Genomic DNA, 15,242 nt, shown 5'->3' with positions numbered 1-15,242 from the left:
ACTTCCTCCTTTTATTGAAGAAACCAGTAATCTGATTTCTCTCCTTTTAAGTACGTATAAGTTTCTGGTTCCTGCCCCCGCTGTCTGATATTCTCATTAATCGCATCGCGTGTATCCCATATTAAATGAATGAAATCATTCAGGCGGTTTCGGAACAATGCATTCGGTGCCTGCATATTTAGCACCGCTTCTATTTCTGCTGGCGTCAGTTTCATCTTGTCCGCAAGTGATTCAAGTGTAAAAGATGATGCTTCGGAATGGGATTTCAGTTCCTGGCTGGTCACTGCCCGCTGTTCTTTGTTTAATGACATCTCACCACTCCTTTGGTTATGAGTTGCTATTTTCTTTCTATCTTGTCATCTGACAGCCGGTTATTTTCTTTCTTATAGATTGGTCCATTGGTGCATCTTCTACTCTTAATATAAAATGAGTCTCGTTTCAGAAAATCAAAACAGCGATATACCTGATAAAAACCAGAGTATATCGCTGTTTTTCTTTATTTAATTTACTGAATAGAAGAGTAAAGTCCAGCTAATCACTTTTGCGGGACTTTACTTGGCATCAGGGCACACTGCATCCTTACTGCAACTTTTATAAAGTAACTTCTTTTCGTTTCAACAACAGATTCAGCACGCTGCCGACAATCACACCTGCTGCCAGATTATGCGTCAATAATACAAGTATAATGGTCACTAGTATTACAAGGACATCTGCTTTCGGTGCCCGCTTCATGAAACGGAACGTCTTGAATTCAAATGTACTGAAAGCAACGACCACCATGATACCCGCTAATATCGCCATGGGTATCTGAACAAGAAAATCACCGAGCACCATAATCATAAGCATCAGAAATATACCTGCTGTTAATGAAGAAAGTCTTGATGTCCCGCCTGACTTCAAGTTCATCACAGATTGACCAATCATGGCGCAGCCCCCGATACCGCCAAAGAAGCCTGATATAACATTGGCGATACCCTGTCCCCCTGCTTCACGGTTTTTATCACTATCAGAATCTAGTGTTTCATCAACGATACGCGCAGTTAAAAGGCTTTCTATCAGACCAACGACTGCCATCGAAAGAGAATACGGCAGAATAATTCGTAACGTCTCCATATTGAAAGGCACATCTGGCACGAAGAAATGAGGCAGCGTGCGTTTAATGTCCCCCAAGTCGCCGACTGTCCTTACATCAGCCCCTGTCATCATAGAAGCAGTGGTCAGCAGAACGACTGCGATTAGCGGCGCGGGTATTCTTGTAAAAAACTTTGGGACGAAGTAGACAATCAAAATGGTCACTGCAGTGAAAAGATACGTCTCCCACGATAAACCGAATATATGCTGCTGCTGAGAATGAAAGATCAGGATAGCCAGAGAATCCACAAAACCAATCATCACCGTATTCGGAATATACTTCATCAGACGGCCTACTTTCAGCAGGCTTAAGACAATCTGTATGACGCCCATCAGAATCGTCGCCGCAAACAGGTAGTTCACACCGTGATCACGTACGAGAGGAAAGACGAGTAGAGCGATAGCCCCTGCTGCTGCAGATATCATAGCAGGTCTGCCCCCTGTAAATGCAATGGTCAGCGCAATGACAAATGAAGCATATAAACCAACCATGGGATCTACACCCGCAATCACCGAAAAAGCAATCACTTCAGGAATCAGTGCAAGTGAGACCACGATGCCTGCTAATATATTGGCTCCTGGACGTGCGAGCCATTCTTTTTTTATCGAATTATTCATCATAACCTCCGTTAAAATATCAGGTTAGAGTATAGCATAATAAAGGTCTTTAAGTTGTCAGAAAATAAGAAAAACATCGCTAGTTAATCGCACTTTAAAGTGTTATAATGCTAGAGGCTTTAAAATCAGTAAAAAGGAAATGACTATGAAAAAACAATTAAGTATCGGTTTTATGTTATTCGCCATGTTCTTTGGTGCTGGAAATCTCATCTTCCCGCCGAAGTTAGGTTTAGAAAGCGGTCACTTTTTCTGGCCCGTTATGACAGGATTTGTTCTGACAGGAGTGGGTCTCCCTTTACTCGGTGTTATCGTCGGTGCAATCGATAAGCGTGGATACGAAGGTGCACTTAATGAAATCAGTCCGATTTATTCTATCTTATTGCTTTCTACTATATATATTGTCATCGGTCCCTTGTTCTCTATTCCGAGAACCGGAACAACAGCGTATGAACTGACGGTCGGTTCAGCAATCAAGAATCCTGGCGCAGTCAGTCTGGCACTCTTTTCACTCATCTACTTCGCCGTCGTGACTTATATTTCACTTAATCCGAATAAACTCGTCGACCGCATCGGTTCTTTACTGACACCGATTCTTCTCATCATCATTACAGCGATCGTCATCAGAGGATTCTTCATATTAGGTCACGCACCTCAGACAGCGGGGAATAAAGAGATGTTCCCAACACTGCCTGCCAGCTTTTCAAACGGTTTATCTGAAGGCTACCTGACAATGGATGCTCTAGCTGCCATCACTTTTTCTATTTTAATTATCAATGCCATCAAGCTCAGTGGTGTTTTTGATAAAAAGAAACTCTTCAAGTCCGTTGCCATAGCCGCTGTTTCAGCGGGTGCACTTCTGGCACTTGTCTATATCTCTCTTGCATTCATCGGCAATCACGTGAACTTAAGCACAGCAGAAATGGCAGATATCACGAAGAATGATAAGAATCTAGGCGTCTACCTTTTATCTCATATCTCGCAGCTCGGTTACGGCAGATTCGGAGCGATTTTACTTGGTCTTGCTGTTACCATCGCCTGCTTGACGACAGCGATCGGATTGATTGTCGCAGTCAGCACGTATTTTCATTCTGTTGTGCCGAAAGTACCTTACAAGACATTTGTCTACGGTTTCTCGTTCATCAGTTTCGTCCTGTCGAACTTAGGACTCAACCAGGTCATCAGCATGTCAGTACCAGTTCTCTCTCTGATCTATCCTATAGCAATCACTACGATGCTGCTGATATTACTTGCTTCTATCATCCCGATGAAGCCGATTGTCCAACGAATCACAGTGATCTGTATGGTCATCTTTTCTATTATCGACATGATGCATCGTAATGACTTATTATCTATATCAGGATTTGAAAAACTGCCTTTCTACAGTATTTCACTGGAATGGTTACCCATTGCGCTGTTTGTCATCATTATCAGCTATCTGATTAGTTTAATGACCAGACAGGTGCCGATTAAGTATCAGAATGACTAATAAGCAATGAGCCTCGTGCTCATTGCTTATTTTTGTTGAGGTCAGTTAAAATAAAAGAAAAAGTAAGGAGATGTTTATGTCTACACTTGTCATCCTGGCTCATCCCAATATGAAGGAATCCATCGTTAATCACCTATGGAAAAGAGAACTTGAACAAGAAAATATTTATGTTCATGACCTTTACGAGACTTATCCAGACGAAAAACTAGACGTGATCCATGAACAGGAACTCATCGAACAGCATGATACTATTGTTTTCCAGTTTCCATTCTACTGGTACAGCTCTCCTCCGCTACTTAAAAAATGGCTGGATGAAGTTCTTGAAGAAGGATGGGCGCATGGTTCTCGTTTTAGTTTAGAAGGCAAAAAGATAGCACTCGCTATCTCAATTGGAGACAAACAATATAACTATGAGAAGACTGGTAAAGTCACATTTAGTCTAGATGAACTCATTTCTCCTTATATCGCAACAGCAATCTATATCAAAGCACACTACGCAGGATATCACGCTATGTTTAATGTGGCCAGCGCAACAGAAGATCAAATCACAGCAGATGCTAAAGAGTTAGCTGCCTTTATCAAAAGCCTGTAATTCAAATAGTTGCTTCCCTGATTCCTAAATTATACAATAGCCCTAATTCAGAAAGGATGTTGATATCATGGATATATTTATCGTAGGTGGCAGCGGCCGAGTAGGACTGGAATTAGCAAAATCACTTAGAGATAAAAATCATAACGTTGTAGTGGGCAACCGTTCACCTGAGAAAATAGATGCAGATGGATTTCAGACAGTTAAGCTTGATTTAACTGAATCAGTAAGCGATATTGCAGAAGCAATCGGTAAAGTAGATATTGTTTACTTCACTGCAGGCTCCCGCGGCAAAGATTTATTACAGATAGACGCTTTCGGCGCAGTACGCACGATGCTTGCTGCAGAGAAAAATAACATTAAACGTTACATCATGTTGAGTGCTTATGAATCACTTAACCCGGATGCATGGGACGAGAAGCCTTATAGTGACTTAAGAGAATATTATGAAGCAAAATTTCTGGCGGATAAATATTTAATGGACAGCACACAACTGGCCTATACGATCCTGCAAGCTGTGGCACTTGAAGAAGAAGCCGGTAATGGTAAAGGCGATCATGCGACCGAACAAACTGTGACAATACCAGACGTCGGACTTGCTCTAGCAGAACTTGCAGAACAAGATAACGCAATCGGTAAAGTGGTGACAATCAGCAACGGCGATAAAGATATCACTACACTCATGAAAGAAGTATAAAAAAAGCACACTGACAAAAAAATCAGTGTGCTTTCTTTGTGTGATTATTGATCCAAGCTTGCTTTTCTGAATAAGAACGAAACGAAAAGGAAAGCGACTAAGACCCAGATAAATAGTATTAAGATCGGCATCCATTCACTGTTCTCTGCTAAGTTCATATATTGTTTAACAGGTAGATAGTCAACTATTTTGATAAAGATGTTTTTCTGATCAAATCCCATCGAACTAACCAACGGACTCATCACGAAAATAACTAAAATAGGAAAGAGATAAAGGCTCGTTTCTGAAACAGATTTGACCATCAATCCTACTCCAATACCGAGTAATAAGAAGAAAAGATAAAGTTCAAAAAATCCTATTACCATGTAGAAATTAGTAAAGATATTGATCTGAAGAATAATCAGCGCAATAAGGATTGAAATAAAAGTCATGATAGTAACGACCAGACTTTTCCCAAGTAATATATCTAACATTGAAGCTGGCGAATTAATGAGTCCTCTTAATGTGTGCTTCTCATTCTCTTCCGCCAGCATCGTCATCATAGATGATGTAATGACCATACCCAGTGCCATCCCCACTACGAGAACAGCAATCATCATCTTGCCACCAGGCATTTCGTCAAACGGTAATCTAGTATAAAAAGCAGCGAGAAGTATTGGTATAAGCGGCATTGTCAGCAGCATGGCATTTCTCATAAATTCTTTGAAGTCTTTTTCTGCTATAGCCATTATTCGGTTCATATTCATCTTAGTTCAGCTCCTTGCCGGTCAATTTGATAAATACATCTGATAAAGTCGGTTCATTGGTATGCAGTCGCTTGATCTGTCCTGCTTTCATCCACTCGCTTACTTGGTCTGCGCCTGATGCATCAAGTCCGATTGTCGTTGAACTGCCGTCTTTCATTTCCACGGTCATCGTGTCGTCTGAATGTTTGTATTTCAGCTCTGCCGGTTCGTCTAATGCAATGAGTTTCCCTTCATTGATAAGGGCTATTCGGTCACACAGTGTTTCCGCTTCCGTCATATCATGTGTCGTCAGGAAGATGGTGACGCCCTGCTGTTTTAAATTAAGCAGCCCTTTATGGATATGCATGGTGGTCACAGGGTCAAGCGCTGATGTGGGTTCATCTAGAAATAACAGTTGCGGCTGATGGATCAGCGCTTTAGCCAGCAGGATTCTCTGGCGCATCCCTTTGGACAGTTTTTTTACGATGGTTTTCTTCTCTTCAACTAGTCCTACAAATTGAAGGACTTCATCTATTCTGCTGCTGGATACTTCATATAACCCCGCAAACATTTTCAAATTATCATAGACTGTTAAGCGTTCATATAAGGCACTGTTATCTGACAGAATACCAATTTGCTTGCGATAGCTGGAGGCTTGTAACTCTTTGTCTCTAACATCCATCGACTGGATATGTCCTTCCGTAATCGCTGTTTCGCCTGTCAGCATCTTAATCGTCGTGGTCTTGCCTGAACCACTTGGACCGAGCAGGCCAAATATCTCTCCTGACTGAACACTAAATGATAAATGATCGACTGCATGTTTAGTGCCGTATACTTTTGACACCTGCTGTACTTGAATGACCGTCATAATAAAACCTCCTTAGCAATATACTTAAATTGTAGAGGAGGCTTATGTTTTATTCGATTGAACGATCGTGAACTGTAGCTATTTTTCAGTGAATGGTACCGTGGTACCATTGAAATAAGTCTGAAATTCCTTCAGTTTCGCTCGCGAAAGTGGTACAAAATTCTCATTGGAAGAGTCCAGTTTAATCGAGTAGGAATTCTTTGACCAGGTGATCATTTCCTTCACCTTCTGAAGGTTGACGATATACGAACGGTGACAACGATAAAACCCATATGGCTGGAGTTTTTCTTCTAGTTCAGTCAGAGAATAGTCAGCGAGAAAACTTTCGTTGTTCAGATGAATATTCACCTTACCGTCAGACCCTTCTATAAAATCAATGGCCTCCGGATTCAGGAATAACGTTTTATCCTCTGATTTGACCGCGAGTTTAAAGACGTTAAAGACCTGCATTTCCTGAGCGGTTTCCTCTTTTTCACGGGTTTCAATGTCGAGTTTCTTGACGACATCATTTTTCACCTGATAGATGGTGTCAGTAAGCAGCATCGCATGGTCGATATGTGCGAGCAGGTGAATGACCTGAAATCCCTTCTCTTCAAAATTCGGCATAATCTGACGTATTTTATTGATTGTCTCTATATGGAGGTTGTGCAGGATTTCATGGAATATGATGCCACTACACGGCTGAATCAATGCGACACATAGCTTGATGAGCACATAGTCATCATGAGAGATGTGCTTAATCCGCGCTTTCTGAACATTTTCAAGATAGAACATCTGTATTAACTGGTCGACTGTATAAGCACTGCCGTACCACTTCACATAAAACTTGATTGCTTCCTTTACCGTCAGTCGCTCATGGAGGGGCTCGGTGAAACTTTCAATCCACCACCCTTTAGTTCGGTAGTCGTCTGATAATGTCTGACGCGCTTCTTTTTGCGCAACAATACTTAGCTGCTGATTATTTTCCAGTTGTCTGACCGATTCCAGTAATGTCACTTCATTCACCTCACCTTATTTTATGATGTCTGTCAGCTCCATGAGATGGCTGATTGAATAGGTAGCGTCTACTTTCTCACTCCCAATATAACAGGTATCTATGCCCGCTGCTTTAGCACCTGCAATATCAGATGTGATGGAATCTCCTACCATCAGTACTTCTTCTGGTTTAGCATTTGCGTTCTTAAGTGCATAGGCAAAAAATTCAGGCTGCGGTTTTGAATAACCTATTTCCTCGGAAATAAAATGATGACTGAAATAAGGATAAATCCCTGCATCTTTCATCCGTTTCATCTGAGTGGTATACACACCGTTCGTTGCTGATGATAATGTGACGGGTTTATTCTTCAGGTAATCCAGTATGTCTATAGCGCCCGGTAATAAGTGATGGCTGTCATTGATCGCTGTTCTGAAAATCTGTTCCTTTAAGGACCCGTCCACTGTGATAGCCTGCAACTGAAAGAAATCGCTGAAACGCTTTGTCAGGACTTCATCTTTCTTTATTTCGCCGCGTTCAAGCGCCTGCCAGAGATTTTTATTGATAGACTGATACTGCTCGAATAGTTCAGTCGTCATCACCAGTCCTTCAGATTCAAACACTTGTGTAATAGCAATATGTTCTCCTGCCGCAAAATCCAGCAGCGTGTGGTCTAAGTCGAAAAAAATATGTTTATACATGAGTCTCTCTCATTTCTGTTTACGTCTATTATAACTAATATCAGGCGCCATGTTGTCTGTAAAAGCAAAAAAGCATCTCTCATATGAGAGATGCTTATACAGTCTGTCTTTTCTTGAATAAGAGATACATAAAAAACGGTGCACCGATAGCAGCTGTGAAAACGCCTGCCGGTACTTCCAGTGGCAGAAAAAGTGTCCTGCCGAGCAGGTCACTCAAGACTACGATGATACTGCCGACCACGCTGCTCATCAGTACATGCTGATAGAACTTAGAGCCTGCTAAGATTATAGCGAGCTGCGGGGCAATCAGACCGACAAACTGAATGCCACCGACAAAGCTGACCGTAAAGCCAATCAGTATACTGATTATCACAAACGTCAGAACAGCTATCTTCTGATATTTGGCGCCAAGGCCAATTGAAGTCGCGCGTCCAAGTTTATAAATATCATAGTAACGATGATAGTACAGAATGAAACCGGTCAGCACGACTAGAATCACGCCCAGCACTAAGACCTGATAATATTCCGCATTCTGGACGGAGCCCGTAATAAAGACATGGGCCTGAGCAGCTCTTTTATTGGTGAGCAGAATCAGCAATGTCACCATACTCTGCGCCAGGGCGTTGATGCCAATACCAATCAAGATAAAGCGGTGGATGCTTACTCTTTTATAGAAACTAAAGAGATAGAGCACAAATCCTGCTAAAAGTGCGCAGCAGATGGCAGATACCGGCTGATAATGGATAGGAAACAAAAGTGCTCCCCCAGTACTCGTAAACAGCACAAGAAACATAAGTGCCCCTACATTCGCCATCTGTGAAAGCCCGATAACGTCGGGCGATGCCAGCGGGTTACGAGTCAGCGTCTGTAATAAACAGCCGGTCATACCAAAAGCGGCACCTGCTGCAATGGCCAGTAAAATGCGGGGTAATCTGATCGTCTGCACAACGAGATTGGTATAGGCATCACTAGTGCCGAAGAGGCCGGTGACTGCCTGTCCCGGATTCAACCAGCTGTCTCCAAGACAGAGTGCCATCAATGTGACTAAAAAGAGTGACAGAGCGCTGTAGATGAGTTTCATTTCATCACCTCTCGCCTTCTGATAACTAAATAGGTGAATACAGGCACCCCTATGAGTGCCGTCGTAATCCCGACAGGAATATCACGGGGCATGAGTAAATACCGGCTTAATATATCACTGGCAAGCAGCAGACAGGCGCCTATCAGTGCGGTCACCGGAATAAGTTTCAGATGTTTCACTCTGAAAAGCATTTTAGAAAGATGCGGTGCTACCAGCCCGATAAAGCCGATAGGTCCAGCCAGCGTGACGGCTGCCGCTGCGAGTAGGGATGAAGCGATGATGATCTGTACTTTCAAAAGCGTCACATTGACACCTAGTCCCTGCACTAAGTCGTCACCGACAATAAAAATATCCAGGTAACGTGCGAGTATGATGCTTAAAGCAACACCTAGAATAATAATAGGGCCCACCCATTTCAGTGCAGCCAGTTTATTCTGCGTCACGGAGCCACTCATCCAGAAGATCATCTGATCCAGTGCCTGATTATTGATAATCAGCAGTCCTTGTGTGATAGCGGCACAGAATGCAGCAATACTGGCACCGAACAGCGTGACTTCCAGTATACTGAGCGGTCGCTTTGGCAGTAGTGTCGCAAGAATTATCATGCCCGCAACTATAAGAGCACCTATTAAAGCAGCCACTGTGGTACTGGTCAGACCGAAAATGACGCTTAACATCACTGCGAGACTCGCACCGCTATTGATGCCGAGTATACCCGGGCTTGCAAAAGGGTTACGGGTCACACTCTGTACCAGAAGACCACTGACTGCCATCAGCATACCAACGATGAGCGCTGTCAGCATTCTGGGCATTCTGACTGTTTCAAGTACATGATGCGGCTTACCCTGCAGATAATGATAGATTTCATTAAACGTAACATGCGTATAGCCCAGTGACAGACTGAGATACATCAGTACGGGTACGCAGAGCAGTAGGATGCCTAAGCTGATTCTATTTCTCAAGAACCTTCGCCTTCAGGTCATCAATCATCATATTTGCTGACATGACACCACCTGAAGTATTCCAGATACCATCATCTACTTTGATGACTTTATTATTTTTAGCCGCTGTTAAATTTTTAAACGCTGCGTCATTGATCCAGTCTTTTTCAAGCGCTGTCACTTCTTTCTGTCCGTCCATGAATGTGAAGTAGAAGAGATAGTCGCCGTCCATCTCCGGAATCTGTTCTTTCGTCATATTGCGGACAGCAAAGTCATCCACATCCTGGGCTTTAGGACGTTTAAAGCCTAACTGATTCAGAATATTACCTGAGAATGTGTCTTTCTGGTACATGCGGACATCTCCCGGCATAAAACGCACCATTGAAATCTTGCTGTTCAGTTTGTCTCCTAATTCTTTTTTAGCTTCATTAACATGCTTGTCGTAATCCGCGAGTACTTTATTGCCCTCGTCTACTTTATTCAGTGCTTTTGCGTAAAGCTTGAAGTTCTCCTGCCAGTCACTGCGCAGTTCCTCAGAGAAGACTGTCGGCGCAATCGCGCTCAGTTTCTTGTACTGTGCTTCCTGTCTGAACTTATTACCGATGATAAGGTCAGGCTTTAACTTCGCAATACGCTCGAGGTTAAGTTCAGACTCCATACCCACCGGTTCAATGTCTTTATATTTGTCTGCTAAATGCGGGTACCACGGCTTGCCTTCATAAGAGTTCGCCGCTCCGACCGGTTGAATACCCATACTGACGACAGCTTCTGTTCCTTCATTTGTCAGTACAACCACTCGTTTAGGTGCATCAGGTACTTCTGTTATGCCCATCGCATGTTTCACCGTATGCGTCTTTCCCTCTTCTTTAGACTCTTTAGTTGTCTCGTTCTGACAGGCTGCCAGCACCAGTAATGCAATCATTAAAACCCATAGTTTCTTCATGTTTCTTCCTCCAGTTATATGTATAGTATTTTAGGTTTAGCGTGACTCAGAAATTCGAGGTGACTGATCTCGCGACCGTACGCACCAGCGAATTTAAAAATAATTAAATCATCTGTTGCAATGTCTTCAAAATAATACTCTGGGCCGAAGACGTCATTAGGTGTACAGAGCTTCCCGGCAATAACAGCCTTCACCTGTTGAAGCGTCTTCCTCCGGCTCCGCTTCTGCTGCCGTTTGACGACAAGAAAAGGATGTTCGTGAAACCAGGCTTTCGGAAAACGGAAATGATATGTACCACCGTTCAACAACACAAAGTTCTGACCATGCATCTCTTTAATATCGTAGACCCCTGCTGCGTAATAACCGATAGGACCCGTCAGCCATCTCCCTATTTCAAGCGTCAGAACCGAGCTGTCTTCAGTCAGATTCATGAAATGCGCCATATCAAATGTCTTCTCCTGCTGGTAATCAATCCCGAAACCACCACCGATATTGATGACAGGCTCAGGTGGCAGAAGCTTCTGATGCTGCTTCACAAAATCGCACGCTGCTTCTACATAACTGACGTGATGCGAAACATTCATATTATTGCTCATCGCATGAAAATGAAAGCCGCTTAGCTGCATATGATTGGATGACTGTATAAGTTCGACAGCTTGTATGAAGTCTTCTTCCGGCAGTCCAAACTGTGTCACCCCCGCCATCTTCAAAGTGGCGTCACTTTCAATGTCAGCTAAATTGATTCTCAGCTGGATAGACAAGTGACAGTCCTTCTCTACAGAAAGTGTCTGCAGTTCATCCAGTTCAAATAAGCTCTCGACGTTGAACGATGTAACACCTTTTTCCAGCGCATACTTAAGGTCCTCCTGTGTTTTGACAGGTCCACCGAAAATAATCGGAATGTCCCGACTCATCATCCTTATTTTCTCTATCTCACCTCTCGAAGCCACTTCAAAGCCGTCTACAAAAGGCATAAGCGTTTTAAGGACGCGTAAGTCAGAGTTTGACTTGACGGCATAGAAGATGCGATGACGACTGTCGCTTAAAACTTTTGCTCTTTCTTTTAAAGCAGTGAGATCATAAATATACAGACCTTCATCTTTACCTTGCAGTAGTTCATTCCAGTTCGGCATTTGGAAACCTCCTCATCCAGTAATAAGTACAGCATAACGTTGCTGTCAGTCCAGCAATCATCAAAAGAAGCGCCGTTGTCAGATTATAATGCTTAATGATGAACGTTAAGACGACACCGCCGAGCGGAATGCATCCTCTATCCATCATGGCTACTGCGAGCACTGAACCCCTGTATCTCTCTATCGTCTGCTGCTGAATTAATAGTCTGTTGATGGTTCTAAAGCTCTGAGTCGCAGCACCGATAACGAATAAGGACAGGATAGCTATCCAGAAACCAGGTACCAGGAGACCACAAAAACCGATAATCGACATTATAATCGAGCCGTAGATCTGACAGTTCTCTGAGCAATTAACTCTAAAAACCGGTAATAACGTTAAAATAGAGCCTGCTGCAATCACAGCTGTGTAAAGAGCATAGTGCTGACTGCTCCCTGCAATAACAGGTAAGATAACGGAAATAGATAAACCAAAGAACATCATCATCAGACTGCTGAGTATTAATCCGATCAACTGAGGGCGCTGTAAGAGATAGGACTTGAGCTGATGTTGTTTGCTATCACCACATTCGACGTCTGGCAATGAGCGGTTCAGAAGCATGACACATAGCGCACCTCCTGCCGGCAGGATTAATAGCTGGATAGGATCTACATATGCCAGGCACAGTCCTGCAATAAACGGTCCCACCAGTCTCGCACAGTTCAATATCAGCGCATTCAGCTGAATAGCCTGCTCAAGTTGTTCTTTTTTAGCGAAAGTAGACAATAGTTTATTGCGCTGCACATTATCAATACTGACGAATATCGATTTGACTGTTACGAGAACAATCAGCAGAAAGATAGACTGCACATTGACCATATAGATCAGCATCGTCAAAGCGATGACAGCAAGCTGGACGACGTACATCAGCTCAGTCATTCTCCTGCAATCAACGAGCCTGCCGATAATGGATACAAGTACAAGAGACGGCAGCAGTCTGGCTGCATTGATGTAGGATAAATACATGACTTCACCCGAATAATGGAAGACGAGCCAGTTCAGCACGATAATATCAATCCAGTCAATGGTTCTTGCTGTTAAGAGAGAAGCCAGAAAACGATGATATGGATTAACGGTACGCATAGACATTAAGCGGATTATCCTTCTCGAGATAAATATCACCCCTGTCCGGCATAAGGCGCATCGACAGCAGGGCTTTCTCATAAATCACCGCTGCTGTCAGCTGTTCATAATCTTTAACAGCAGGATGCATACGGTAGAAGTCATCTATTCGCTTTCTGACAATCTGCCAGAGCCGCTCTTCTGAATAGCCTAATGTCACAAAGAACTTCACAAGTTCAGACAGATGATTACTGATCAGTGTGTTCTGCACTTTTTCGTACATCTCTTCGCGCGTAGCAGAAGTGAGTCCTTTTTCCAGTGCGAGCTGTCTTGCTCTGACCTCATCAATACGTAGTCCACCCCAGTCCCGGTAGTAGATGCTGACCGGAAACCCGTTGTTAAAGGCCACTGAAATATTCTGCAGATGTGCTTCAAGACCAATGCCATAGAGCGACATCATCTTCAAGGTGACCGTCGCGAGCAGTTCCACGTATTTTTCAAACCAGTCAATAGGAGAGCTGCCGGTTGATTGAATCAGCTGTTTTGCGATAGGCACCCGGCCCCCTACTTGTTCAAAGAGACAGTTGGCACAGTAAAGTTCATCCGCATCGATACTGTCACTGATGTTCTCACGTAGTAGAAATGACAGATTCCGCTGTTTAGGCACCGCTGCTTTCCGCATCGTCACACCACCCAGTTCATATACGGGTCGGCTGATATGATTCAGTTCTGCATCACGCAGATAAATAGTGCGGATATAATCGGTCACTTTCTTTGCATTTAAAGCGGTCGTCCGGCTGATTGAGCGTTTCGTCGATGTAATCTGAATATCGACAGGCAGCTTGATCACCGGATAGCGGCTGTCAAGCGGACAGACAGTTCTAAATGAAGAGGTACTTTTAACCCATCCGCCTATATGCGGTAGCAGTTTGATCTGTCCATTCTTTATCTCCTCGCTATAAATATCCGGCAGTACATATTTAAACTGGTAAGGATGAACAGGCACGAGAATCCAGCCTTCTGGAATAGTTTCTTCAATCCCGCTGAACGCAATCAGTTTCCTGTAATCTTTATCATCTAAATCAACAAACAGCAGGTTCCTATCTACCATAAGCCAGTTCAACTGAAAGGCATCATTATATTCAGGCGCATATTTTCGAACCTCATCGAACGGCATCTCGATTCTGATTTTGGCACAAGGATGCAGATTATGACCGGTGAGACAGAGCTGTTCACCCTTCAAGTAAGCATGCTCAGCAGCAGGTGAATGACGACAGAATATCAAACTCAGTGCCTGATTGATGAGCTGGTTTTCAATCTCCGGCATGAGTGTTCTCCAGTTCAATTCGTCTGTCTGGTGACATTCAAGCAGATGCACCAGTTGCAGTGCATCTATCGCATCACCTGACTCAATGCTACGAGTACCAGGATCGTAGAAGAAAACATGCCGTCCGGTAAGATGAAACTTCCACTTCTCAGCTGACAATGTATAAGACAGCAGTCCTTCCCGTACAATGGCCCTCATCAGCTTCTCATTGGTGATCGCTATCGCTTCAGTGATACCTTCATTGATTTCCTCCGCACTGAACCGTGCCGCTTCCTGACGGACTTTATGCTGCCACATTCAGCGCACCTCCTCATAGACAGGATTGTAGACTTTGATGAACTGATAGTCATGCGCTTCTGTCTTTAGACGCATGCTGAGAAGCGCCTTGACCTTCAGCTCAGGCTGCTTGAGCAGATTCAGTTCGTCTGGCGGCTGAGTCTGGTCATTAATCTGTGCAGCTACATCTTTCAATATATCGAGACATGTCTCATAGTTGATGAGACCAGCTTCATCCGCATGACGGTAAATCTGGAGCAGGTGATTGTAGATGACGGCATGACTCATCACATTGAAGAGGTCTTTCTGGTGCTTCGTCTCAATGCCTGTGTCATTATTCAAAGGCAATGTTTCTGCAAGTATCCGGATGCCGCCGAAGTCACGGATATAGACGGCATTTGGCAGACCTTTCTCTATAACAATTACCGTGTTCTGCATATGTGCCTCGAGACTGATACCTGTTTCAACCATGAGCTGATAAGTAGCTGTCATCAGCAGTTCAGTATAACGTCTGATAAAACGTTCACTGCACCCGAGCTCGTCTATAAAGTCCTTCATCAGTAGTTCACCCGTAATAAAGCTCTGATTGATGAAGCTTGCTGCGACGACAGGTATCCCTTGATCTTCCGGAATACGTTCCCGCATGAGACACGC

Annotated in this window: 15 protein-coding genes and 1 pseudogene; 3 read left to right on the top strand and 13 right to left on the bottom strand. The window is 43.6% G+C overall.

Annotated elements, in window-relative coordinates:
• Nucleotides 1-11: 11 nt before the first annotated feature.
• A complete protein-coding gene (locus MGG13_RS01720; RefSeq protein ID WP_239035147.1) occupies nucleotides 12-311 on the bottom strand; it encodes a DUF2316 family protein in 300 nt (99 codons plus the stop codon).
• A 307-nt stretch (nucleotides 312-618) separates the two neighbouring features.
• Nucleotides 619-1,749: pseudogene (locus tag MGG13_RS01715) on the bottom strand (SulP family inorganic anion transporter); the annotation flags it as partial.
• Nucleotides 1,750-1,894: 145 nt separating this feature from the next.
• Between MGG13_RS01715 and brnQ the strand changes: the two are divergent.
• From brnQ to MGG13_RS01700, 3 genes are all read left to right on the top strand, one after another.
• On the top strand, nucleotides 1,895-3,235 hold the full coding sequence (gene brnQ / locus MGG13_RS01710; protein ID WP_133431808.1) for a branched-chain amino acid transport system II carrier protein: 1,341 nt from the start codon (nucleotides 1,895-1,897) through the stop codon (nucleotides 3,233-3,235).
• 76 nt (nucleotides 3,236-3,311) lie between these two features.
• Entirely contained in the window at nucleotides 3,312-3,827 is a 516-nt protein-coding gene (locus MGG13_RS01705) for an NAD(P)H-dependent oxidoreductase (protein ID WP_239035146.1), read from the top strand.
• A gap of 67 nt (nucleotides 3,828-3,894) precedes the next feature.
• Nucleotides 3,895-4,521, top strand: a complete 627-nt coding sequence (locus MGG13_RS01700) for an NAD(P)H-binding protein (protein WP_239035145.1) — start codon at nucleotides 3,895-3,897, stop codon at nucleotides 4,519-4,521.
• A gap of 44 nt (nucleotides 4,522-4,565) precedes the next feature.
• On the opposite strand, the gene MGG13_RS01695 is transcribed toward MGG13_RS01700, so the two are convergent.
• The 11 genes from MGG13_RS01695 to MGG13_RS01645 all read right to left on the bottom strand — a co-directional run bounded on the left by MGG13_RS01695 (nucleotide 4,566) and on the right by MGG13_RS01645 (nucleotide 15,233).
• Nucleotides 4,566-5,267: an ABC transporter permease gene (locus tag MGG13_RS01695; protein WP_239035144.1), complete on the bottom strand. Its 702-nt coding sequence runs from the start codon at nucleotides 5,265-5,267 to the stop codon at nucleotides 4,566-4,568.
• 1 nt (nucleotide 5,268) lies between these two features.
• Nucleotides 5,269-6,114 (bottom strand): ABC transporter ATP-binding protein, encoded by an 846-nt coding sequence (locus MGG13_RS01690; protein WP_338041211.1) that lies wholly within the window; start codon nucleotides 6,112-6,114, stop codon nucleotides 5,269-5,271.
• A 78-nt stretch (nucleotides 6,115-6,192) separates the two neighbouring features.
• Nucleotides 6,193-7,119 carry a LytTR family DNA-binding domain-containing protein gene (locus MGG13_RS01685; RefSeq protein WP_239035143.1) on the bottom strand — a complete coding sequence of 309 codons (927 nt, stop codon included), beginning with the start codon at nucleotides 7,117-7,119 and terminating at the stop codon, nucleotides 6,193-6,195.
• A gap of 6 nt (nucleotides 7,120-7,125) precedes the next feature.
• A complete protein-coding gene (locus tag MGG13_RS01680) occupies nucleotides 7,126-7,788 on the bottom strand; it encodes a YjjG family noncanonical pyrimidine nucleotidase (RefSeq protein WP_133431814.1) in 663 nt (220 codons plus the stop codon).
• A gap of 94 nt (nucleotides 7,789-7,882) precedes the next feature.
• Nucleotides 7,883-8,869 (bottom strand): FecCD family ABC transporter permease, encoded by a 987-nt coding sequence (locus MGG13_RS01675; protein ID WP_239035142.1) that lies wholly within the window; start codon nucleotides 8,867-8,869, stop codon nucleotides 7,883-7,885.
• The gene (locus MGG13_RS01670; protein ID WP_239035141.1) at nucleotides 8,866-9,831 is read right to left on the bottom strand and encodes a FecCD family ABC transporter permease; all 966 of its coding nucleotides are present in this window, start codon (nucleotides 9,829-9,831) and stop codon (nucleotides 8,866-8,868) included. Before MGG13_RS01670 ends, MGG13_RS01675 begins: the two co-directional genes overlap by 4 nt.
• Nucleotides 9,821-10,753 (bottom strand): ABC transporter substrate-binding protein, encoded by a 933-nt coding sequence (locus MGG13_RS01665; RefSeq protein ID WP_239035140.1) that lies wholly within the window; start codon nucleotides 10,751-10,753, stop codon nucleotides 9,821-9,823. Before MGG13_RS01665 ends, MGG13_RS01670 begins: the two co-directional genes overlap by 11 nt.
• A 14-nt stretch (nucleotides 10,754-10,767) precedes the next feature.
• On the bottom strand, nucleotides 10,768-11,886 hold the full coding sequence (locus tag MGG13_RS01660) for an alanine racemase (RefSeq protein ID WP_239035139.1): 1,119 nt from the start codon (nucleotides 11,884-11,886) through the stop codon (nucleotides 10,768-10,770).
• Nucleotides 11,870-13,012 carry an MFS transporter gene (locus tag MGG13_RS01655; protein ID WP_239035138.1) on the bottom strand — a complete coding sequence of 381 codons (1,143 nt, stop codon included), beginning with the start codon at nucleotides 13,010-13,012 and terminating at the stop codon, nucleotides 11,870-11,872. The genes MGG13_RS01660 and MGG13_RS01655 overlap by 17 nt, the downstream gene beginning before the upstream one ends.
• Nucleotides 12,993-14,609, bottom strand: coding sequence for an IucA/IucC family protein (locus MGG13_RS01650; protein ID WP_239035137.1), 1,617 nt, complete (start codon nucleotides 14,607-14,609; stop codon nucleotides 12,993-12,995). Before MGG13_RS01650 ends, MGG13_RS01655 begins: the two co-directional genes overlap by 20 nt.
• Entirely contained in the window at nucleotides 14,610-15,233 is a 624-nt protein-coding gene (locus tag MGG13_RS01645; protein WP_239035136.1) for a ferric iron reductase, read from the bottom strand.
• Between the last annotated feature and the right edge of the window lie 9 nt (nucleotides 15,234-15,242).

The organism is Macrococcus brunensis, assembly GCF_022343725.1.
In the GTDB taxonomy this organism is placed as follows: domain Bacteria; phylum Bacillota; class Bacilli; order Staphylococcales; family Staphylococcaceae; genus Macrococcus; species Macrococcus brunensis.
The sequence above is the reverse complement of the archived record's forward strand: the minus strand, read 5'-3'. Positions and strand labels throughout refer to the sequence as shown.